A 22,404-nucleotide genomic window follows, 5' to 3' on the forward strand; every position below is an offset into this window, starting at 1 on the left:
AAACCTTAAACGTCAGCAGCCGGACCGCCAATCGGTGTTTCCGGACGCTCATCCTGAACCACCGGAGGAGGCGTGCCAGTGCCGGTGCCGCCCGACCAGTCACGAGGTTCGCGAGGCGTGCGACCCGCCATGATGTCGTCGATCTGCTCGGCATCGATCGTCTCGTACTTCATCAAGGCATCTGCCATGGCATCGAGTTTGTCACGATTGTCGGTCAGGATCTGCTTGGCGGTGCCGTAGCACTGATCGATGATGCTGCGCACTTCCGAGTCGATCAGCTTGGCCGTTTCGCCCGAGAAGCTGGCGTTCTGACCGCCACCGCCACGACCGAGGAACACCTCGCCCTCTTCTTCTGCATACATCAACGGACCGAGTTTTTCAGACAGGCCCCACTTGGTCACCATGTTCCGTGCAATCTGGCTGGCACGCATGATGTCGTTGGAGGCGCCAGTGGTCACACCGTCGAAGCCCAAGGTCATTTCTTCCGCGATACGGCCGCCGTACAGCGAGCAGATCTGACTGATCAGCGCGCGCTTGGACAGGCTGTAACGATCTTCTTCCGGCAGGAACATGGTCACACCCAACGCACGACCGCGCGGGATGATCGACACTTTGTAGACCGGGTCATGCTCGGGCACAACGCGACCAACAATGGCGTGGCCTGCTTCGTGATAAGCGGTGTTCTGCTTTTCCTTCTCGGACATGACCATGGATTTGCGCTCGGCGCCCATCATGATCTTGTCTTTGGCCAGTTCGAATTCCTTCATCTCGACGATGCGCTTGCCGGCACGGGCAGCGAACAGCGAAGCCTCGTTGACCAGGTTGGCAAGATCGGCACCGGAGAAACCCGGAGTACCACGTGCGATAACGGCCGGAGCAACGTCGTCACCCATTGGCACTTTACGCATGTGCACCTTGAGGATCTGCTCGCGACCACGGATGTCCGGCAGACCGACCACTACCTGACGGTCGAAACGACCCGGACGCAGCAGAGCCGGGTCCAGTACGTCAGGACGGTTGGTTGCAGCGATGACGATGATGCCGTCATTCATTTCGAAGCCGTCCATCTCCACCAGCAACTGGTTGAGAGTCTGCTCGCGCTCGTCGTGACCGCCACCCATGCCGGCGCCACGATGGCGACCAACAGCGTCGATCTCGTCGATGAAGATAATGCAGGGTGCGTGCTTCTTGGCCTGTTCGAACATGTCGCGAACACGGCTGGCACCGACACCGACGAACATTTCGACGAAGTCGGAACCGGAAATGGTGAAGAACGGTACCTTGGCTTCGCCGGCAATCGCCTTGGCCAGCAAGGTTTTACCGGTGCCCGGAGGACCAACCATCAGCACGCCGCGAGGAATGCGGCCACCCAGGCGCTGGAACTTGCCCGGATCACGCAGGAACTCGACCAGTTCGCCAACTTCTTCCTTGGCTTCGTCGCAACCGGCAACGTCAGCCAGGGTGGTTTTCACCTGATCTTCGGACAGCAGACGCGCCTTGCTCTTGCCAAAGCTCATCGGCCCGCCCTTGCCGCCCGCACCGCCCTGCATCTGGCGCATGAAGAACATGAACACCGCGATGATCACCAGGATCGGGAAGCTGGCCACCAGAAGCTGGGTCCAGATGCTTTGCTGCTCAGGCTGCTTGCCTTCGACCACAACGTGATTGTCGACCAGGTCGCCGATCAGGCCATTGTCCTGGATTGCCGGACGAATGGTCTTGAAGCTGTCGCCATCGTTGCGCTTGCCGGTAATCACGTAGCCGTCGACGGCCACGCGCTCGACCTTGCCATCCTTGACCTGCTGGATGAAGTCGGAATAGTTGAGGGTCTGCGGCTCGTTAGGGCTGGAGAAGTTGTTCATCACCGTCACCAGGACAGCCGCGATGATCAACCACAGGATCAGATTCTTTGCCATATCGTTCAATTAACTACCCTCTGAAGCAAGCTCCGCTACTGGCGCGCGCTTCGCATGATATTCACCGGCCTAACTTACTACATTACCTACAGCTCTGGCAGGCGCCGTCTGTAACCCTTTGTGAAACACTTTCTACACAATATTCGCTTATGCACGCGGGGCGAAATACGAAAAACCTATCACCCCGCCAAAAAACCTCGTTTTACTCGCTGCGACCGCGATAGCCCCAAGCCAGCATGTATTGCTCCCGGGAACTGTCGCGGGAAGAGTCCGGCTTGATCATCTGGACCTTGTCGAATTTCCGACGAGCGTCCTTCAGGTAAACATCGAACCCTTCGCCCTGAAATATCTTGATCAGGAAATTACCACCCGGCTTGAGAATCCGCTCCGCCAGGTCAAGCGCCAGCTCGCAAAGGAACATGGCTTTCGGCATATCTACGGCAGGCGTACCACTCATATTGGGGGCCATATCGGAAATCACAAGGTCCACCTGCGAATTACCTACCGCCTCAAGAATTTGAGCGAGCACTTCATCCTGAGTGAAATCCCCCTGAATGAAGGTCACGTCCGGAATGCTGTCCATTTCCAGGATGTCCGAGGCGATCAGACGCCCCTGGCCACCGATCAGCCGGCTGGTGACCTGAGACCAGCCGCCGGGCGCCGCGCCCAAGTCGACCACGCTCATGCCTGGGCGGATCAGTTTGTATTTCTCCTGGACTTCCAGAAGCTTGTAACTCGCACGCGAGCGGTAGCCATCCTTCTGCGCCTGCTTCACATAAGGATCGTTGACATGTCGTTTCAGCCAACCAAGGCTTGTCTTGGAACGCGCCATTGGGCACCTCGTTGATTAGGGTCGTGATTAATTGGGCGGATCCACGAGCCCTCGGGTAAAATGGCCGCCATTTTACAGAATCCAGACGAAAGGGTCAGATTATGCCGCTCACTCCAGAGCAGAAGAAACAGTACAAATCCATTGGCCACCACCTCAAACCAGTTGTGACGGTAGCTGACAACGGTTTGACTGAGGGTGTTTTAGCCGAACTCGAACGCGCATTGGCGGACCACGAGTTGATCAAGATCAAGCTCAATATCCTTGATCGCGAGGCGCGCCTGGCGTCCGTTGCAGAGCTGTGCAAGGTCGGCAAGGCCGATCTGGTTCAGGTCATCGGCAAGATGGCACTGATCTACCGCAAGAACTTCAGCGTGAACAAGCAGCTGTCGAACGTCCATCGCTTCAAGTGATGACAAGGGTCAAGGGTGTGCTTCGCGCACCCTGCCACTCCATCCCGGCACCGGCTGCAACACCAGTACCAGCCCGGAAAAGCCCAGAACAAGATAACTGAACACCTGCCAGCGCTGCGCATCCGGCCAGCCGACACGCACTGCGACATACATCGCACTCGCATACAACGCCATCAGCAGCACTTGCCCGCGAAAATCCCGCCATAGACTGGCAAGGCCTTCGGCCCGTACCAGCACCAAAGCCTGAAAAACCACACACACGGCAGCGAAACCCACCACCGGCATTTCAAACGCACTGGCGACTTCGTCGATCAGCAGCGGCGCCAGGCCAATCTGTCCCAGCACCGGCCGCAGACCGAGGTGCACCAGCCATAAACCGCCGACCCACAACATCTGGGTCAGCTGCCAGAGCAGGGCGCCCGCCTGCAGCGGGCGCCCTGTTTCAGATGTGACGGACTTCGACAATCTCATACTCGATATCGCCGCCCGGCGTTTTCACGACGACCGTGTCGCCCTCTTCCTTGGCAATCAAGGCGCGAGCGATCGGCGAGCCGACCGAAATCTTGCCGAGCTTGATGTCCGCCTCGTCTTCACCAACGATCTGGTAAGTCACGCTTTCATCAGTCTCGACGTTGGCGATTTCGACGGTAGTGCCGAAAATCACCTTGCCGGTGTGCGGAATGGTCGTCACATCGATGATCACGGCATTCTGCATGCGACCTTCGATGTCACGGATCCGCGCCTCGACCATGCCCTGCTGTTCGCGGGCGGCATGGTATTCGGCGTTTTCCTTCAAGTCACCCAACTCGCGGGCCGTACCGATGTCCTGGCTGAGCTTCGGACGAACGACCTTGGTCAGATGAGCGTGTTCCTCTTCCAGGGCTTTCGCGCCCTGGACGGTCATTGGGTATTTATTCATGCCTTCAATCCTGCGTGTAGATCCTGCAAGCGGCGCACGGTCTTCTCGGGACCGAACTTCAGCGCTTCGCAGATGGCTTCGCCAGCAGCAATGGTGGTGGTGCAGTAGATCTTGTGCTGCAAGGCGTTACGACGAATGGAGTAAGAGTCCGCGATCGACTGACGTCCTTCGGTGGTGTTGATGATCAGCGTGACTTCGTCATTCTTGATCATGTCGACCACGTGCGGACGACCCTCGGTCACCTTGTTCACACGACGCACTTTCAGGCCTGCAGCCTCGATCAGCTTGGCAGTGCCGGCAGTGGCGACTACTTCGAAGCCCAAGTTGATCAGATCACGCGCCACACCTGCAACCAGCGGCTTGTCGTCATCACGTACGCTGATGAATGCGGTACCGCCGGTCGGCAGTACTTCGCTCGCGCCCATCTGGGCTTTGGCAAAGGCTTCGCCGAAGGTGTCACCGACGCCCATTACTTCACCGGTGGACTTCATCTCTGGGCCGAGGATCGGGTCAACGCCAGGGAATTTGGCGAACGGGAATACCGCCTCTTTCACGCTGTAGAAGTTCGGGATGATTTCCTTGGTGAAGCCGATTTCCTTCAGGGTTTTACCAGCCATCACGCGAGCCGCGATCATGGCCAGGGAAACACCGATGCACTTCGACACGAACGGTACGGTACGGGAAGCACGCGGGTTGACTTCGATGACGTAGATGTCTTCGCCTTGCAGCGCCAGCTGAACGTTCATCAGGCCGACCACGCCCAGCTCCAGGGCCATTTTCTTGACCTGCTCGCGCATCTCGTCCTGGATGTGCGCCGGCAGCGAGTACGGCGGCAGCGAGCACGCGGAGTCACCGGAGTGAACGCCAGCCTGTTCGATGTGCTGCATGATCGCGCCGATCACTACGTCCTTGCCGTCGCAGACCGCATCCACGTCCATCTCGATGGCGCAGTTGAGGAAGTGGTCGAGCAGCACAGGGCTGTCGTTCGACACTTGCACCGCGTCACGCAGGTAACGCTTGAGTTCTTCTTCCTTGTAGACGATTTCCATCGCCCGACCGCCCAGTACGTAGGACGGACGAACCACCAGCGGATAACCGATCTTCGCGGCAGCGCGAACGGCTTCGTCTTCGCTGCGCACGGTAGCGTTTGGCGGCTGACGCAGGTTCAGGCGCTCGACCATCTGCTGGAAGCGCTCACGGTCTTCGGCACGGTCGATGGCGTCAGGGCTCGTGCCGATGATCGGCACGCCGGCCGCTTCGAGGGCACGAGCCAGTTTCAGTGGAGTCTGGCCGCCGTACTGGACGATCACGCCTTTCGGCTTCTCGACGCGGCAGATTTCCAGCACGTCTTCCAGGGTCACCGGCTCGAAGTACAGACGGTCGGAAGTGTCGTAGTCAGTGGAAACGGTTTCCGGGTTGCAGTTGACCATGATGGTTTCATAGCCGTCTTCGCGCAGGGCGAGAGCGGCGTGTACGCAGCAGTAGTCGAACTCGATGCCCTGGCCGATACGGTTAGGACCGCCACCCAGAATCATGATCTTGTCGCGGCCGGACGGCGCTGCTTCGCACTCTTCCTCGTAAGTCGAGTACAGGTAAGCGGTGTCGGTGGCGAACTCGGCGGCGCAGGTGTCGACGCGCTTGTAGACCGGGAACACTTCCAGCTTTTGACGGTGGGTACGCAGGTTCTTCTCGGTCACGCCCAGCAGCTTGGCCAGACGCTGGTCGGAGAAGCCTTTACGCTTGAGCTTGAACATCAGGTCGCGGTCGATAGCCGACAGACCGAGGGTCTTGACCTTCTCTTCGTCCTTGATCAGATCTTCGATCTGCACCAGGAACCACGGGTCGATCATGTTCATGCCGAAGATTTCTTCGACGGTCATGCCAGCGCGGAAAGCGTCCGCCACGTACCAGATACGCTCGGCGCCCGGCACGGTCAGCTCGCGCTTGAGCACGCTCATGCTTTCCGGATTGCTCAGGTCGACTTTCTCGTCCAGACCGCAAACGCCGACTTCCAGACCGCGCAGGGCTTTCTGCAGGGATTCCTGGAAGGTACGGCCGATGGCCATGACTTCACCAACCGACTTCATTTGAGTGGTCAGGCGTGCGTCAGCGTTGGCGAACTTCTCGAAAGCGAAGCGCGGCAGCTTGGTCACGACGTAGTCGATGGACGGCTCGAAGGACGCCGGAGTCTTGCCGCCGGTGATGTCGTTCGACAGTTCGTCGAGGGTGTAGCCGACTGCCAGTTTGGCCGCGACCTTGGCAATCGGGAAACCGGTGGCTTTCGAAGCCAGGGCCGACGAACGCGATACACGCGGGTTCATTTCGATCACGACCATGCGGCCGGTGTCCGGGCAGATACCGAACTGAACGTTGGAACCGCCAGTCTCGACGCCGATCTCGCGCAGTACCGCCAGCGAGGCGTTACGCAGGATCTGGTATTCCTTGTCGGTCAGGGTCTGGGCTGGAGCCACGGTGATCGAGTCACCGGTGTGCACGCCCATCGGGTCGAAGTTTTCGATCGAGCAGACGATGATGCAGTTGTCCTTTTTGTCGCGGACAACTTCCATTTCATATTCTTTCCAGCCGATCAGCGATTCGTCGATCAGCAGCTCCTTGGTCGGCGACAGGTCCAGACCACGGGCGCAGATTTCTTCGAACTCTTCACGGTTGTAAGCGATACCGCCACCGGTGCCGCCCATGGTGAAGGACGGACGGATGATGCACGGGAAGCCCAGGCGCTCGAGCACCGCGTTGGCTTCTTCCATGCTGTGGGCGATACCGGAACGCGGGCATTCCAGGCCGATGGCTTTCATCGCCTTGTCGAAACGCGAACGGTCTTCAGCCTTGTCGATGGTGTCGGCGTTGGCGCCGATCATCTCTACGCCGAACTTCTCCAGAACGCCTTCGCGCTCCAGGTCCAGGGCGCAGTTCAGAGCGGTCTGGCCGCCCATGGTTGGCAGCACCGCATCCGGACGCTCTTTTTCGATGATCTTGGCAACGGTCTGCCACTTGATCGGCTCGATGTAGGTGGCGTCGGCCATGTCCGGGTCGGTCATGATGGTGGCCGGGTTGGAGTTCACCAGGATGACGCGGTAACCCTCTTCGCGCAGGGCTTTGCAAGCCTGGGCGCCGGAGTAGTCGAATTCGCAGGCCTGGCCGATAACGATCGGGCCAGCGCCGAGAATCAGGATGCTTTTAATGTCTGTACGTTTTGGCATGGGTTTGTCACTCAAATCCGCAGGTCAGTCGGCAAGCCGTCTTGATCGATTTCTGAAGTCCCGAGGGGGCCGCCGGTTCCGGGGCCGCCCTCGAGGGGCTTCTCGCTACAGTCTCAAGGCGAGCGCTTAGCGTCGCTTGGCCATCTCGTTGATGAAGCGGTCAAACAGAGGGGCCACATCGTTCGGGCCCGGGCTCGCTTCAGGGTGACCCTGGAAGCTGAACGCGCTCTTGTCGGTGCGCTCGATGCCTTGCAGGGTGCCGTCGAACAGCGATTTGTGGATCGCGCGGACGTTGGCTGGCAGGGTCGCTTCGTCAACCGCAAAACCGTGGTTCTGGCTGGTGATCATCACGACGCCAGTGTCCAGATCCTGAACCGGGTGGTTGGCACCATGGTGACCATGGCCCATTTTCAGGGTCTTGGCGCCGGAGGCCAGGGCCAGCAGCTGGTGACCGAGGCAGATGCCGAACACCGGAATTTCGGTTTCCAGCACTTCCTTGATCGCCTTGATCGCGTAGTCGCAAGGCTCCGGGTCACCTGGGCCGTTGGACAGGAACACGCCATCCGGATTCAGGGCCAGCACGTCGGCAGCCGGGGTTTGCGCCGGAACGACAGTGACACGGCAACCGCGCTCGACCAACATGCGCAGGATGTTGACCTTGACGCCGTAGTCGTAGGCAACCACGTGGTATGGCAGCTCGGAGGCTTCGATGGTCGCGTGGCTGTCGGTTTTCAGATCCCAGACAGTGGAGCGCCATTCGTATTGGGTCTTGGTGCTGACGACTTTCGCCAGGTCCATGCCCTTCAGGCCCGGGAAGCCTTGCGCAGCGGCGATGGCCGCTTCTTCGGAGATGTTGTCGCCGGCCATGATGCAGCCGTTCTGGGCGCCTTTTTCACGCAGGATGCGGGTCAGGCGACGGGTGTCGATACCGGCGATTGCCACAACATTGTTGGCTTTCAGGTAGTCGGACAGGGACATCGTGTTACGCCAGTTGCTCGCTACCAGCGGCAGGTCACGGATGACCAGGCCAGCGGACCAGACGCGATTGGACTCGGCGTCTTCCGGCGTGGTGCCGGTATTGCCGATGTGCGGGTAAGTCAGGGTAACGATCTGTTGGGCGTAGGAAGGATCGGTAAGGATTTCCTGATAGCCGGTCATTGCGGTGTTGAACACCACCTCACCAACGGTCTGACCGTCGGCTCCAATGGCTTCGCCGCGAAAAATGCTGCCATCAGCAAGGGCGAGTATGGCTGGCTTAGTCAAGAAGACCTCCCGTAAATAACGCATGAAAGGGCAATCGCAGGTTGTAAAAAAGCGGAGTGACGTATGGACACGTCACCCCGCTTCTTCACTGAATTATTCTGCGCGCTTTTAGTGGACACACTAAAGCTGTAGCTTACAGAAAAAGGGATTTTTGGTCTACCGCCAATGAGCCTGAAAGGCCGGAGAATGCGACAGGGCGTCGCCAGGCGGAGCAAAACCGGCGCAAACAGGGCGTTTGCGCCGGGTTCAAACAAGGCTCAACGCAGGTCGAGCACGTCTTGCATGTCGTAAAGACCCGGTTCGCGAGCATCCAGCCACAACGCCGCACGCACGGCACCCTTGGCGAATGTCATGCGGCTCGAAGCCTTGTGGGTGATTTCCAGACGCTCGCCCTCGCAGGCGAACAGCACCGTGTGATCGCCCACCACATCACCGCCGCGAACAGTGGCGAAACCGATGGTTTCACGCTCACGCGCACCGGTGTGGCCTTCGCGACCATAGACCGCGACCTTCTGCAGATCACGATCCAGTGCACTGGCAATCACCTCACCCATGCGCAGGGCTGTGCCCGATGGCGCATCGATCTTGTGACGGTGATGGGCTTCGATGATTTCGATGTCTGCGTCTTCACCCAGCACGCGGGCCGCCATGTCGAGCAATTTCAGCGACAGGTTGACGCCGACACTGAAGTTGGCCGCAAACACGATCGGAATATCCTTGCCCGCTTCGGCCAGCAACTGCTTCTGGGCAGCATCCAGCCCGGTCGTGCCGATCACCATCGCCTTGCCGGCCTTGCGGCAGAAGGCCAGGTTTTTCAGCATGACTTCCGGCAGGGTGAAGTCGATCAGGACATCGAACTCTTCCGCGACCGATTCCAGATTCCCGGACAACGGCACGCCGATTCGCCCGAGCGAAGCCAGTTCACCGGCATCCACCCCGATCAGCGTACTGCCAGGGCGAACGATGGCCGCCGTCAAACCGGTCAGCGGCGCGCGCTGCTGCACGGCCTCGACCAGAATCTTGCCCATGCGCCCGGCGGCGCCCATCACAGCTATACGTCGCATGCCGACTCCTTACAGATCGCCGAAGAAGCGCTTCACGCCATCGAACCAACCGGTGGTTTTCGGCGAGTGGCTGTTGTCATCCGCCAGAGAGCTGCGGAATTCTTCGAGCAATTCACGCTGACGACGGTTCAGATTGACCGGGGTCTCGACCGCCACACGGCACATCAGGTCGCCCGCACCACCGCCACGCACCGGCGCCACGCCTTTGCCGCGCACGCGGAACTGCTTGCCGGTCTGAGTCCCTTCCGGAATCTTCAGCTTCACGCGACCGTCGAGGGTCGGGATTTCCAGCTCGCCACCCAGCGCCGCATCGACAAAGCTGATCGGTACTTCGCAGAACAGATGCTTGCCGTCACGCTGGAAGATCGCGTGCTCGCGCACGTTGATCACAACGTAAAGGTCGCCGGTCGGGCCACCCTGAGTGCCCGCCTCGCCTTCGCCGGATAGGCGAATGCGGTCACCGGTATCGACACCGGCCGGCACTTTGACGGAGAGGGTTTTGTATTCTTCAACGCGGCCGTCACCGTGGCAGGAGTCGCACGGGTCGGAAATGATCTTGCCCTGGCCATGGCAGCGCGGGCAGGTCTGCTGCACGGAGAAGAAGCCTTGCTGCATGCGCACTTGGCCGATGCCGCCGCAAGTCGGGCAAGTCGATGGCGACGAACCTTTCTTGGCGCCCGAACCATCGCACGGTTTGCAATTGACCAATGTCGGAACGCGGATATTCACGGTGGTACCGCGTACCGCTTCTTCCAGATTCAGCTCCAGGGTGTAGCGCAAGTCGCTGCCACGCTGGGCGCCGCCACGGGAGCCGCCGCGACCGCCACCGAAGAAGTCACTGAAGACATCACCGAAAATATCGGAGAAGTTCTGACCGCCGAAGCCTGCACCGCCGCCGCCCATGCTCGGGTCGACACCGGCATGACCGTACTGGTCGTACGCTGCACGCTTGCTGGAGTCGGAGAGCACTTCATAGGCTTCGTTGGCCTCTTTGAACAGCTCTTCCGACGCTTTGTCATCGGGATTACGGTCCGGGTGATGCTTCATCGCCAGACGGCGATAGGCCTTTTTCAGGTCCGCTTCGCTTGAGCCCCGCTCAACACCCAACACTTCGTAATAGTCACGCTTAGCCATAAGTTCTTCATACTCTTGAGGACGTTCGGCAAACCCCTCCTGAGCTTCGCCAAACTCGTTGAGCCCCAATACAGGCCCGGACCCAACTCACGTCAATTCAACGATCCTGGTCTTTGATTCATGCGGCACTTTCAGCTCGAAAAGCAGGAGCATTTCCGGCCATACCGCCAACACGCGAAGCTTGTCGCATGCTGTAAAAATTCGCGTATTCCAGATACGCCAACGCGGGAGCAAGCTCCCGCGCGGCGACATCCTACCAGTCAGTGCCCAAAGGCAGTCAACCGGCCGACCAACAACTTACTTGTGGTCTTTGACTTCTTCGAACTCGGCATCGACAACATCGTCAGCCTTTTCAGCTTTCTCTGCGTGCGGTGCCGCGCCTTCGGCAGGCTGAGCCTGTTCGGCGTACATCTTCTGAGCAACCGGCGCAGAGACTTTCGACAGCTCTTCAACCTTGACGTCGATGGCAGCCTTGTCGTCGCCTTTGACGGCAGCTTCCAGGGCAACCACGGCCGCTTCGATTGCAGTCTTCTCTTCTGCAGTCACTTTGTCGCCAGCGTCAGCGATCATCTTGCGAGTCGAGTGGACCAGTGCATCACCCTGGTTACGGGCAGCGGCCAGCTCCTCGAACTTGCGGTCTTCCTCGGCGTTCAGCTCGGCGTCACGCACCATCTTCTGGATTTCTTCATCCGACAGACCGGAGTTGGCCTTGATGGTGATCTTCTGCTCTTTGCCGGTCGCCTTGTCTTTCGCGCCGACGTGCAGGATGCCGTTGGCGTCGATGTCGAAGGTCACTTCGATCTGTGGCACACCGCGTGGCGCTGGTGGAATCTCGGCCAGGTCGAACTTGCCCAGGGACTTGTTCTGTGCGGCTTGCTTGCGCTCACCTTGCAGGACGTGAATGGTCACGGCGCCCTGGTTGTCATCGGCAGTCGAGAACACTTGCGATTTCTTGGTAGGAATCGTGGTGTTTTTCTCGATCAGCGCGGTCATCACGCCCCCCATGGTTTCGATACCCAGGGTCAGCGGGCTGACGTCGAGCAGCAGAACGTCTTTCACGTCACCGGCTAGAACAGCGCCCTGGATCGCAGCACCCATGGCAACGGCTTCGTCCGGGTTCACGTCTTTACGGGCTTCTTTACCGAAGAAATCGGTAACAGCCTTCTGCACCAGAGGCATACGAGTCTGGCCACCGACCAGAATCACGTCGTCAATTTTGCTGGCGTCGATGCCGGCGTCTTTCAGAGCGATGCGGCATGGCTCGATGGTACGGTTCACCAGGTCTTCGACCAGCGACTCGAGCTTGGCACGAGAGATCTTCACGTTCAGGTGCTTAGGACCGGTCGCATCTGCTGTGATGTACGGCAGGTTGACGTCGGTCGACTGCGAAGAAGACAGCTCGATCTTGGCTTTCTCGGCGGCTTCTTTCAGACGCTGCAGAGCCAGTGGATCGTTCTTCAGGTCCATGCCGGACTCTTTCTTGAACTCGTCGACGAGGTAGTCGATCAGACGCATGTCGAAGTCTTCACCACCCAGGAAGGTATCACCGTTGGTGGCCAGTACTTCGAACTGGTGCTCGCCGTCAACTTCAGCGATTTCGATCACGGAAACGTCGAAGGTACCACCACCCAGGTCGTAAACGATCACGGTGTGATCGCCCTTGGCCTTATCCATACCGTAAGCCAGAGCAGCTGCGGTTGGTTCGTTGATGATACGTTTTACGTCCAGACCGGCGATGCGACCGGCGTCTTTGGTCGCCTGACGCTGGCTGTCGTTGAAGTAGGCCGGAACGGTGATCACCGCTTCGGTCACTGCTTCGCCGAGGTAGTCTTCGGCGGTCTTCTTCATCTTCTTCAGGACTTCGGCGCTGATTTGCGGCGGAGCCATCTGCTTGCCGGAGGCCTCGACCCAAGCGTCACCATTGTTGGCCTTGACGATCTTGTAAGGCACCAGCTTGATGTCTTTCTGCACGACTTCTTCGTCGAAGCGGCGGCCGATCAGGCGCTTCACCGCGAACAGTGTGTTGTGCGGGTTGGTCACAGCCTGACGCTTGGCGGACTGGCCGACCAGGATTTCGCCATCGTTGGCGTAAGCGATGATCGACGGCGTGGTACGCGCGCCTTCGGCGTTTTCAATAACTTTGGCTACGCCGTTTTCCAGCACGGAGACGCAGGAGTTGGTAGTCCCCAGGTCGATACCGATAATTTTGCCCATGTTCACTCTCCCGAAACTTTGGATTTGGTTGCCGCAGCAGTGGTGGCTAACTGCGGTAATACTTAAACGCTTGACTTCTAAATGGGGGCCTTGCGGCTAATTTCAAGCCTTCTCGTCAATCGAAGGCGAAACTGGCGCCGGCGCCTTGCTGACCACGACCATCGCCGGACGCAGCAGGCGACCGTTGAGCTGGTAGCCCTTCTGGAACACTTTCAGAACGCTGTTCGGTTCCAGGTCAGCACTTTCCTGCATGGCCATTGCCTGATGTTCCACGGCGTTGAACGGCTCGCCTTCCTGCGGACTGACAGCTACAAGCTGATAGCGCTTGAGGGTGTCCTGGAACATTTTCAGGGTCAGCTCGATACCTTCACGCATCGGACGGATGCTTTCGTCGTCCGGGCTCGACAGCTCAAGGCCGCGCTCCAGGCTGTCGACGATCGGCAGCAGGTCGCCGGCGAATTTTTCCAGTGCAAACTTGTGAGCCTTCTCTACGTCCTGCTCGGCACGGCGGCGGACGTTCTGCAGATCGGCAGCTACGCGCAGAGATTGATCCTGCGCGGCGGCCAATTGCTCTTCGAGCACTTGTACACGGGTCGCCAGGTCATCACCCGAAGCCTCGGGCGCCTGATTGGCTTCTGGATTTTGCGTATCTACTGTCTGTTCGTCAGCCATAGAATTCTCCTTTCAATATCGTCCGCGAGTTCGATTCGCGCTTCTGCCCCGGTATATGGGGCCGCAAAATCAGGCTTCAAGGGCTGACAATGATTAACCCTACAAAAAAGTGCTGCATTGTCATTCCCGGGCGCGATAAGCATTTGATCGGGTCAAGCCAATCGAGCTAAGCGAGGGCATTGTCAGGCCGAAACAAAACACTGTATAAATAAACAGACCTAAAGCCTGGGAGCGGCCTTTATGCTGGTGCACCTGTCCGTACACAACTACGCCATCGTTGAACATCTCGATCTCGAACTCGATCGCGGGATGAGCGTGATTACCGGGGAAACCGGCGCCGGCAAGTCGATCATGCTCGACGCCCTCGGCCTGACCCTGGGCGACCGCGCCGACAACGGTGTGGTGCGCCCGGGCGCCGACAAGGCCGACATCCTGGCGACCTTCGACCTGGCCGACATCCCCGAAGCCAGCGCCTGGCTGGCCGAGCGCGACCTGGAAATCGACGGCCCGTGCATCCTGCGCCGGGTCATCACCTCGGAAGGCCGCTCCCGTGGCTATATCAACGGCACGCCCTGCCCGCTCGGCGACCTCAAGGCCCTCGGCGAGCTGCTGATCGACATCCACAGCCAGCACGAACATCAATCCCTGCTCAAGACGGATACCCACCGTCGCCTGCTCGACGAGTACGCCGGCGCCACCGATCTGGCCCGACAGGTACAACTGGCGGCCCAGCGCTGGCGCCAGACCCGCCAGGAGCTGGAGCGCCTGTCCAATTCCGGCGACGAGCAACGTGCCCGCCATCAACTGCTCAGCTACCAGCTCGAAGAACTGGAAAACCTCGGTCTCGGCGAGAACGAACTGGAAGACCTTGAGCAGGAACACAAGAACCTGACCAACGCCGAAACCCTGCTGGGCATCTGCCGGCAAGTGGTCGAGCAATGCAGCGAAAGCGATTCCGGCAATGTGCTGAATGCGCTGACCGCCAGCCTCAATCGCCTGTCCAGCGTGAACAACTCGATCGGCGCCCTGGGCGAAGCCAGCAGTTTGCTGACCAGTGCGCAGATCCAGGTCGAAGAGGCTGTCGGCGAACTCAATCGTTTCCTCGACAACTTCGACGCCGATCCGGCACGCCTGCAGTATCTGGAAGAACGCCTTGATGCCATTTACACCCTGGCGCGCAAGCACCGAATTCAGCCGACCGAAGTCGCCGAGATGCAGCAAAAACTGCTGGATGAAATCGAAACCCTGAATGCCAACGATGAATCCATCGAACGACTGGGCGAAGAGCTTGCTTCGTATGCCCGTCATTATCAGGAAAAGGCTCGTGAGCTGAGCGATCTGCGCCATCAGGCTGCGGGCAGTCTGGCCAGCGCAGTCGAACAGGAGATTCAACGCCTCGGCATGCCTGGAGGACGCTTCACCATCGAGTTGCGGCCCAACGCCAGCGGTGAGCTCCTGCCCAACGGACTCGAACAGGTCGAACTGCTGGTCAGCGCCAACCCTGGCCAGCCATTAAAGGCCTTGGCCAAAGTAGCCTCCGGCGGCGAACTCTCGCGGATCAGTCTGGCGATTCAGGTCATCACCGCCCAGACCTCGCGCGTGCCGACACTGGTATTCGACGAAGTGGACGTCGGCATCGGCGGCCCGACCGCCGAGATTGTCGGCCAGTTGCTGCGACGCCTGGGCGAACGCGGTCAGGTCCTGACCGTTACGCACTTGCCGCAAGTGGCCGCGCAGGGCCATCAGCATTTGTTCGTGCACAAGGTGCGAGGCGAGCAGGCGACCCACACTGCCGTCTCGAAGCTGAGCAAGAATGACCGTATAGAAGAAGTCGCACGGATGCTCGGTGGCATTGATCTGACCAAAGAGTCTCTGGCGCACGCCAAGAAGATGGTCGTTACCGCAAAGGTTTAAGCACGACAGAAAGCACGAAGGCGACCCTTGGGTCGCCTTCGTTCGTTTCGCGAACCTGAAATTCGCGCGACATGCTTACTTTTTCTTGCGGACGTACAGCACCAGGTTGTGATCCACCAACTCGACACCGTGCTCTTCGGCAATTGCCTTCTGGAGCTTTTCGATTTCGATGCTGACGAATTCGACAACCTCACCGGTTTCCACGTTGACCATATGGTCGTGGTGGCCACCGTCGGCCAATTCGAATACCGCGTGGCCACCGTCGAAGTTGTGACGGACCACGAGGCCAGCCGCTTCGAACTGGGTCAGAACACGGTAAACCGTGGCCAGACCGACGTCCTCGCCAGCTTCCATCAACGCCTTGTAGACGTCCTCGGCACTCATGTGACGCTGCTCGGTAGAGTCGAGCATTTGCAGGATCTTGACCCGTGGCAGGGTCACTTTGAGGCCGGCTTTGCGTAGTTCGCTATTTTCAACCATGGTCAGCTTTCTCGCGATGCTGCTTCGCAGCTTCTCTTAATGCGGGTATGATCGGCGTTTACGTTGTCCCAGCCAAGATAGTGGAAGTCGCCCACCGATGCAAAACACCAAGCTCTTGCTAACCAGTTTCACCTTTGTGGGACTGCTCGCACTCGCCGGTTGTTCATTCCCCGGGGTTTACAAAATCGACATCCAGCAGGGCAATGTCGTCACGCAGGACATGATAGACCAGTTACGCCCGGGAATGACCCGGCCGCAAGTACGGTTTATCATGGGCAACCCTCTGCTTGTCGACACGTTCCATGCCGATCGCTGGGATTATCTGTACAGCCTGCAACCTGGTGGCGGTGAACGCCAGCAGGAACGCATGAGTGTCATTTTCGACTCTAACGACCGCCTTGTCAGCCTGTCCGGTGACTTCATGCCGGGCGTGAGCCGTGACGAAGCCATTCTCGGCAAGGACAGTGGCACCAGCGTGACCGCTCCTGCCGAAAACGCCGAGAAGCCAAAACCGGAAAAACCGGTCAAGCCAGGTTCCTTGCTGGATCAGATCCAGAAGGACGTCGATGGTGTGGAAACCGTTCCGGTTCCGACACCAGAGCCGCTGGACACCTCGCCGCAATAATTTGCGACGCAATAAAAAACCCGGAAATTCCGGGTTTTTTATTGCCAGCAGATCGGCGCAATCACTGTTTTCCGGCTTTGGCCTCGGCAGCCTTGGCGGCCCGCAATCGGCGCACCTCTTTCGGATCAGCCAGAAGGGGTCGGTAGATTTCGAGCCGATCCCCCGCCTGAACAACCCGCACATCCGGATCGGCAATCACTTTGCCGAAAATCCCGACCGGGCAACTCGCCAGATCCAGCTCGGGAAAGTCGGCATCGATGCCGCTGGCCGACAGCGCAGCACGCACCGTCGAACCCTCTGCCACGCTGATCGTACGCAACACCTGACGATCAACCGCCGCGTACACCACTTCTATTTCGATCACCGGCTCAACCATGCATCTGCTTGGCGCGCTGGCAGAAAGCATCCACCAGAGTGTTCGCAGCCTGATTGAACAGCGGCCCGAGCGTGGCGCGTACCAGCGGGCCGGCATAATCGAAGGACAGATCGAGGCTGATCTTGCAGGCCTTCTCGTTCAGCGCCTTGAACACCCAGACCCCGTGCAATTGATTGAACGGACCTTCCTCAAGGTTCATCTCGATCGACTGCCCCGGCACCAGCGTATTGCGCGTCACGAAGTGCTGGCTGAGGCCGCCCTTGGCCACACCGACACTGGCACGCATGTGTTCAGGCGAGCTTTCCAGGACTTCCGCGGACGAACACCACGGCAGAAACTCCGGATAACGCGCCACGTCATTGACCAGGTCATAGAGAAATTGCGCCGGATAGGGCAGCAGCGCTGATCGTTGAATATGTGTCGTCATGTAAGCGTCACTTCCAGAGCTGGGTGGCAAACACTACAAGAATGCCGATGGGCGCCACATAGCGCATCAAGAACAGAGACAGGGCGAACAGCGCCGGGCTGCGAATCGACAATTCGTCACGCACCGCTTCACGCCCCATCACCCAACCGGCAAACAGCACAAAGCACAGCCCGCCGAGCGGCAACATGATCCGCGAGGTGAAGAAGTCGATCACACCAAAGAAGTCCAGACCGCCTGCGGCACCCCATTGGTAGAGATGGAACATCCCGCCTTCGTTCACGAAAAATTTCGCTTCCTTCCAGATATTGAAGGAAAACACCGTGCCCAGGCCGACAAACCAGCAGGTGAACGCCAACCAGAATGTCACCCACGCACGACTGATTTTAGTCCGCTCGACCAGATAGGCGACCATTGGCTCCAGCAGGGAAATCGCCGAACTCCACGCAGCAATCGCCACCAGAACGAAGAACACCACGCCCATCAACTGGCCGAACAATACGTTACCAAACGCAAATGGCAGGCTGACGAACATCAGCCCCGGACCTTCGCTCGGGTTCAAACCGCCGGCAAACACAATCGGAAACAATGCCAGACCGGCCACCAGCGAAACGAAGGTATCGAGCAGCGCCACACCCACGACGGTGCCGGACAGCGAGGCTTCCTTGGTCATGTAGGCGCCGTAGATCATGATCGAGCCCACGCCCACGCTCAGGGAAAAGAACGCATGGCCCATGGCCGGCAGCAAGCCATCGAGGACTTTCTCCGGGTGGAAGTCGAACATGAAATGCACGCCTTCCATGAAGTGCCCGGTGGTCATGCTGTAACCCAGCAACACCAGCACCATCACGAACAGCAGCGGCATCATGATCCGCAGGCTGCGCTCAAGCCCGGCGACCACGCCCTTGGCGATCACCACCGCCGACAGCAGCATGAACACCGTGTGCCACAGCGTGATGCGCCACGGATCGGCGATGACATTACCGAAGTAGGCGCCCACCTGATCGGCCGTCGCCCCCTGGAAGTCCCCGCGCCCCATATCGATGATGTAATCCAGCGACCAGCCGCCGACCACACTATAGAAAGACAGGATCAGCAACGCCGTGATCATCCCGGCGAACGCGCCCCACGACCACTTGCCCGAGTGTCCGGCTTCGAGCGCCAGCACCTTCAAGGCATTGGCCGGACTCTGGCGTGCACGCCGGCCGATCAGGGTTTCCGCGAGCATCACCGGAATGCCGATCAGGGCGATACACGCCAGAAACATCAGCACAAAGGCGCCGCCACCGTAGACCCCGACCATGTAGGGGAACTTCCAGATGCTGCCCAGTCCCACGGCCGAACCGGTCGCGGCGAATATGAAAACCCAGCGGCTAGCCCAACTGCCGTGGACAGAAACCTTGTCTGTCGACATCGTTTATCACGCCCAAGCGTTAGAAAAAGAGGCCGCATTGTCCGGGATTCACTCAACCTGCTCAAGCACGCAGCATCACCGTAGCCGACAGCCGTTTATCTCCATATAATGCCGCCCCTATGGCTAAACAGAAGAAACACCCAACAGGGACCATCGCGCAGAACAAAAAGGCGCGACACGATTACTTCATCGAGCACAAGTTCGAGGCTGGTCTGGTCCTGGCCGGCTGGGAAGTAAAAAGTCTGCGGGCAAGCAAGCTGCAACTGGTCGACAGTTACGTCCTGCTCAAGGACGGCGAAGCCTGGCTGCTCGGCAGTCACATCACGCCGTTGATGACTGCCAGCACCCACGTCATCGCCGACCCGGTCCGCACCCGCAAGCTGTTGCTCAACCGCCGCGAGCTGGACAAGCTGGCCGCCGCCGTACAGCAGAAGGGTTACGCCTGCGTGTGCCTGTCCTGGTACTGGAGCAAGCACATGGTCAAGTGCGAAATCGCTCTGGGCAAGGGCAAGAAGGAATACGACAAGCGTGATACCGAACGCGAACGCGACGCTGGTCGCGAGCTGCAGCGTGCGGTGCGCAACAAGGGCAAGGAAGACTGATTCTTTTGCCTGAATGACCGTTCCCGCGCCCGGCACGGGAACGGTCATGCTTACATCCCTTTGCGCCGCTCGGCCCGAGCCATGCGCTGCACTTCCTGACGCACTTCTTCCAGCACTTCCTGCACATACAGAATGTGTCGGCTGGACACCTCACGCGCCTGCTCCGCACGCCCTTCGATAATCGCCTGATACAGTTCCCGATGCTGCGTGATCAGCATGTCGCGGGTTTCCGTGCGCTGCTTGTACATGCCGCCGATGTTGGTCACCACGTTGCGCTTGAGCAGGTCGAACAACCCGCGAATGGTGTGCAGCAACACAGCGTTGTGGCTGGCCTCGGCGATGGCCAGGTGGAATTTTGCGTCCGCCGCGCCCTCTTCCGCCCGACTTACCTCGTCGTGACGCGAGTAGCAGTCCTGTAATTCTTCAAACGCTGCCGTCAGCCGCTCGCGATCCACATCCGTGGCACGCAATGCTGCGTAATAGGCACACGATGCCTCCAGTGTGTGGCGAAATTCCAGCAGATCGCGCTGAGCTTCCGGATTGCTTTCCAGCAGTTGCAGCAACGGATCGCTGAAGGTCGAGCCCAGGCTTTCCACCACGTAATTGCCGCCGCCCTGCTTGCTGACCAGCAGCCCCTTGGCCGCCAGTTTCTGGATCGCCTCGCGCAACGAAGGTCGGGAAACACCGAACTGCTCCGCCAATGTGCGCTCGGCCGGCAGGCGCTCGCCAGACTTCAGCGTGCCTTCGAGGATCATCCCCTCGAGCCGCTCGACAATATCGTCAGACAAACGGCGCTGACGTATCTGATCAAACCCCATCACTCAATTCTCCACGAGCCCGACCACTCGCCGGGCTCTCTATTCTGGCCTATCGGCGCCTTGCCGACACCTGCCAGATGAAACGCCCCGGACCGGATCAGATCGAGTCTGCACCGGTGATTCGACGAAAGTTTCAGGGCGGCAAATTGACACACCGACATCAAGGCTTTTACCCTAGCCAACAGCGATTGTAAATTGGTCTTACCAATTAACCAAGAACGCTGACAGTGCCTGACCAACAACAATTAGGGGCCACCCCATATGCAAACCTGGCAACAGCTCTACAGCCCGCTCGGCAGTCTCGGCGTATCCGCACTCGCGGCCGTCATCCCCATCGTGTTCTTCTTCCTCGCCCTGGCGGTGTTTCGCCTCAAAGGTCATGTCGCCGGCAGCATCACGCTGGCCCTGGCGATTCTTGTGGCGATCTTTGCGTTCCAGATGCCGGTGGACATGGCGTTCGCCGCCGCCGGGTATGGTTTCGCCTATGGTCTGTGGCCGATTGCCTGGATCATTGTCGCGGCGGTGTTCCTGTACAAACTGACGGTCAAGAGCGGTCAGTTCGAAGTCATCCGCAGTTCGGTGCTGTCGATCACCGATGACCAGCGTCTGCAGGTGCTGCTGATCGGTTTCTGCTTCGGTGCGTTCCTCGAAGGTGCGGCCGGTTTCGGCGCGCCGGTGGCGATTACCGCAGCATTGCTGGTAGGACTGGGCTTCAACCCGCTGTATGCCGCCGGCCTGTGCCTGATTGCCAACACCGCGCCGGTCGCGTTCGGTGCCTTGGGGATTCCGATCATCGTCGCCGGGCAGGTCACCGGTATCGACGCGTTCAAGATTGGCGCCATGACCGGCCGCCAACTGCCACTGCTGTCGCTGTTCGTGCCGTTCTGGCTGGTGTTCATGATGGACGGCCTGCGCGGCGTGCGTGAAACCTGGCCAGCCGCGCTGGTTGCCGGCCTGAGCTTCGCCGTGACCCAATACTTCACGTCGAATTTCATCGGCCCGGAACTGCCGGACATCACCTCGGCCCTGGCCAGCCTGATCGCGCTGACCCTGTTCCTGAAAGTCTGGCAGCCAAAACGCACTGCGGGCGCACAGATTGCCGGCGCCACCTCGAACGTGGCGGTCACTGCCAGCGTCGGCGGTTTCGGCCAGAAACGTACCACCATCGAATCCCCCTACAGCCTCGGGGAAATCTTCAAGGCCTGGTCACCGTTCCTGATCCTCACCGTACTGGTCACCATCTGGACCCTCAAACCGTTCAAGGCAATGTTCGCCGCTGGCGGCTCGATGTACGCCTGGGTGTTCAACTTCGCGATCCCGCACCTGGATCAACTGGTGATCAAGACCGCACCGATCGTCGCCACGCCGACAGCCATCCCGGCGGTGTTCAAACTCGACCCGATCTCCGCCACCGGCACAGCGATTTTCTTCTCCGCGCTGATCTCGATGGTCATCCTGAAGATCAATTTCAAAACTGGTCTGACCACTTTGAAAGAGACCTTCTACGAACTGCGCTGGCCAATCCTGTCGATCGGCATGGTGCTGGCGTTTGCCTTCGTCACCAACTATTCCGGCATGTCTTCGACCATGGCTCTGGTGCTGGCAGCGACCGGCGCAGCGTTCCCGTTCTTCTCGCCGTTCCTCGGTTGGCTGGGGGTGTTCCTCACCGGTTCCGATACCTCGTCCAACGCGCTGTTCAGTTCGCTGCAAGCGACCACCGCGCACCAGATCGGGGTCAACGACACCTTGCTGGTGGCGGCCAATACCAGCGGCGGCGTGACCGGCAAAATGATTTCGCCGCAGTCGATTGCCGTGGCCTGCGCCGCGACCGGACTGGTGGGCAAGGAATCCGATCTGTTCCGCTTCACCCTCAAGCACAGCCTATTCTTTGCAACGATTGTCGGCCTGATCACCTTGGCTCAGGCCTACTGGTTCACCGGCATGCTGGTGCACTGATAACGACAAGAAGACTACAAGAAGCATGGAAATAACCGACGCCGGTTCGTGATTCCGGCGTCAGCAATTCACGACCCGGTCTGTAAGGCTGCTGAAAGCAACACGCTCTATATTCGGCAGCCTCACAGACGGATAACCGGGCCCACCCGGAGA

General features: G+C 59.3%; 20 protein-coding genes. 5 read left to right on the forward strand and 15 right to left on the reverse strand.

Annotated elements, in window-relative coordinates:
• Positions 1-5: 5 nt before the first annotated feature.
• Entirely contained in the window at positions 6-1,916 is a 1,911-nt protein-coding gene (gene ftsH, locus M5B98_RS22445; protein ID WP_085711849.1) for an ATP-dependent zinc metalloprotease FtsH, read from the reverse strand.
• A gap of 202 nt (positions 1,917-2,118) precedes the next feature.
• Entirely contained in the window at positions 2,119-2,748 is a 630-nt protein-coding gene (gene rlmE / locus M5B98_RS22450) for a 23S rRNA (uridine(2552)-2'-O)-methyltransferase RlmE (protein WP_085711850.1), read from the reverse strand.
• A gap of 101 nt (positions 2,749-2,849) precedes the next feature.
• Here rlmE and M5B98_RS22455 point away from each other — a divergent pair, with 101 nt between their 5' ends.
• On the forward strand, positions 2,850-3,158 hold the full coding sequence (locus M5B98_RS22455; RefSeq protein ID WP_248744005.1) for a YhbY family RNA-binding protein: 309 nt from the start codon (positions 2,850-2,852) through the stop codon (positions 3,156-3,158).
• Positions 3,159-3,167: 9 nt separating this feature from the next.
• On the opposite strand, the gene M5B98_RS22460 is transcribed toward M5B98_RS22455, so the two are convergent.
• From M5B98_RS22460 to grpE, 8 genes are all read right to left on the reverse strand, one after another.
• Positions 3,168-3,572 (reverse strand): MFS transporter, encoded by a 405-nt coding sequence (locus M5B98_RS22460; RefSeq protein WP_248744058.1) that lies wholly within the window; start codon positions 3,570-3,572, stop codon positions 3,168-3,170.
• A gap of 28 nt (positions 3,573-3,600) precedes the next feature.
• Entirely contained in the window at positions 3,601-4,077 is a 477-nt protein-coding gene (gene greA, locus M5B98_RS22465; protein ID WP_085711852.1) for a transcription elongation factor GreA, read from the reverse strand.
• Positions 4,074-7,295: a carbamoyl-phosphate synthase large subunit gene (gene carB, locus M5B98_RS22470; protein ID WP_085711853.1), complete on the reverse strand. Its 3,222-nt coding sequence runs from the start codon at positions 7,293-7,295 to the stop codon at positions 4,074-4,076. Before carB ends, greA begins: the two co-directional genes overlap by 4 nt.
• A gap of 126 nt (positions 7,296-7,421) precedes the next feature.
• The gene (gene carA / locus M5B98_RS22475) at positions 7,422-8,558 is read right to left on the reverse strand and encodes a glutamine-hydrolyzing carbamoyl-phosphate synthase small subunit (protein WP_085711854.1); all 1,137 of its coding nucleotides are present in this window, start codon (positions 8,556-8,558) and stop codon (positions 7,422-7,424) included.
• A gap of 257 nt (positions 8,559-8,815) precedes the next feature.
• The gene (gene dapB, locus M5B98_RS22480; protein WP_248744006.1) at positions 8,816-9,622 is read right to left on the reverse strand and encodes a 4-hydroxy-tetrahydrodipicolinate reductase; all 807 of its coding nucleotides are present in this window, start codon (positions 9,620-9,622) and stop codon (positions 8,816-8,818) included.
• 9 nt (positions 9,623-9,631) lie between these two features.
• Positions 9,632-10,756 carry a molecular chaperone DnaJ gene (gene dnaJ / locus M5B98_RS22485; protein WP_085711856.1) on the reverse strand — a complete coding sequence of 375 codons (1,125 nt, stop codon included), beginning with the start codon at positions 10,754-10,756 and terminating at the stop codon, positions 9,632-9,634.
• Between the two features lie 297 nt (positions 10,757-11,053).
• Positions 11,054-12,970: a molecular chaperone DnaK gene (dnaK, locus tag M5B98_RS22490; RefSeq protein ID WP_248744007.1), complete on the reverse strand. Its 1,917-nt coding sequence runs from the start codon at positions 12,968-12,970 to the stop codon at positions 11,054-11,056.
• Positions 12,971-13,072: 102 nt separating this feature from the next.
• On the reverse strand, positions 13,073-13,642 hold the full coding sequence (gene grpE / locus M5B98_RS22495) for a nucleotide exchange factor GrpE (protein WP_085685597.1): 570 nt from the start codon (positions 13,640-13,642) through the stop codon (positions 13,073-13,075).
• 240 nt (positions 13,643-13,882) lie between these two features.
• Here grpE and recN point away from each other — a divergent pair, with 240 nt between their 5' ends.
• The gene (recN, locus tag M5B98_RS22500) at positions 13,883-15,556 is read left to right on the forward strand and encodes a DNA repair protein RecN (protein WP_248744008.1); all 1,674 of its coding nucleotides are present in this window, start codon (positions 13,883-13,885) and stop codon (positions 15,554-15,556) included.
• A 75-nt stretch (positions 15,557-15,631) separates the two neighbouring features.
• Here recN and fur read toward each other — a convergent pair whose 3' ends face one another.
• Positions 15,632-16,036, reverse strand: coding sequence for a ferric iron uptake transcriptional regulator (gene fur, locus M5B98_RS22505; protein ID WP_064119476.1), 405 nt, complete (start codon positions 16,034-16,036; stop codon positions 15,632-15,634).
• Between the two features lie 97 nt (positions 16,037-16,133).
• Between fur and M5B98_RS22510 the strand changes: the two genes are divergently transcribed.
• Complete coding sequence (locus M5B98_RS22510) at positions 16,134-16,661, forward strand: outer membrane protein assembly factor BamE (RefSeq protein ID WP_085711859.1); 528 nt, start codon at positions 16,134-16,136, stop codon at positions 16,659-16,661.
• A 61-nt stretch (positions 16,662-16,722) separates the two neighbouring features.
• Here M5B98_RS22510 and M5B98_RS22515 read toward each other — a convergent pair whose 3' ends face one another.
• From M5B98_RS22515 to M5B98_RS22525, 3 genes are read right to left on the reverse strand one after another with little or no spacing between them, the layout of a single operon-like run.
• Positions 16,723-17,037 (reverse strand): RnfH family protein, encoded by a 315-nt coding sequence (locus M5B98_RS22515; RefSeq protein WP_248744009.1) that lies wholly within the window; start codon positions 17,035-17,037, stop codon positions 16,723-16,725.
• The gene (locus M5B98_RS22520) at positions 17,030-17,464 is read right to left on the reverse strand and encodes a type II toxin-antitoxin system RatA family toxin (protein WP_003221509.1); all 435 of its coding nucleotides are present in this window, start codon (positions 17,462-17,464) and stop codon (positions 17,030-17,032) included. The genes M5B98_RS22515 and M5B98_RS22520 overlap by 8 nt, the downstream gene beginning before the upstream one ends.
• Before the next feature lie 7 nt (positions 17,465-17,471).
• Positions 17,472-18,875, reverse strand: a complete 1,404-nt coding sequence (locus tag M5B98_RS22525) for a sodium-dependent transporter (RefSeq protein ID WP_114881374.1) — start codon at positions 18,873-18,875, stop codon at positions 17,472-17,474.
• Between the two features lie 119 nt (positions 18,876-18,994).
• Between M5B98_RS22525 and smpB the strand changes: the two genes are divergently transcribed.
• Positions 18,995-19,477: an SsrA-binding protein SmpB gene (smpB, locus tag M5B98_RS22530; RefSeq protein ID WP_007953781.1), complete on the forward strand. Its 483-nt coding sequence runs from the start codon at positions 18,995-18,997 to the stop codon at positions 19,475-19,477.
• Positions 19,478-19,527: 50 nt separating this feature from the next.
• Here smpB and M5B98_RS22535 read toward each other — a convergent pair whose 3' ends face one another.
• Entirely contained in the window at positions 19,528-20,295 is a 768-nt protein-coding gene (locus M5B98_RS22535; RefSeq protein ID WP_085729535.1) for an FCD domain-containing protein, read from the reverse strand.
• Between the two features lie 261 nt (positions 20,296-20,556).
• Between M5B98_RS22535 and M5B98_RS22540 the strand changes: the two genes are divergently transcribed.
• Complete coding sequence (locus M5B98_RS22540) at positions 20,557-22,251, forward strand: lactate permease LctP family transporter (RefSeq protein WP_085729534.1); 1,695 nt, start codon at positions 20,557-20,559, stop codon at positions 22,249-22,251.
• Positions 22,252-22,404: the final 153 nt, after the last annotated feature.

The organism is Pseudomonas sp. MWU12-3088, from assembly GCF_023242405.1.
Taxonomy (GTDB): Bacteria; Pseudomonadota; Gammaproteobacteria; order Pseudomonadales; family Pseudomonadaceae; genus Aquipseudomonas; species Aquipseudomonas kribbensis.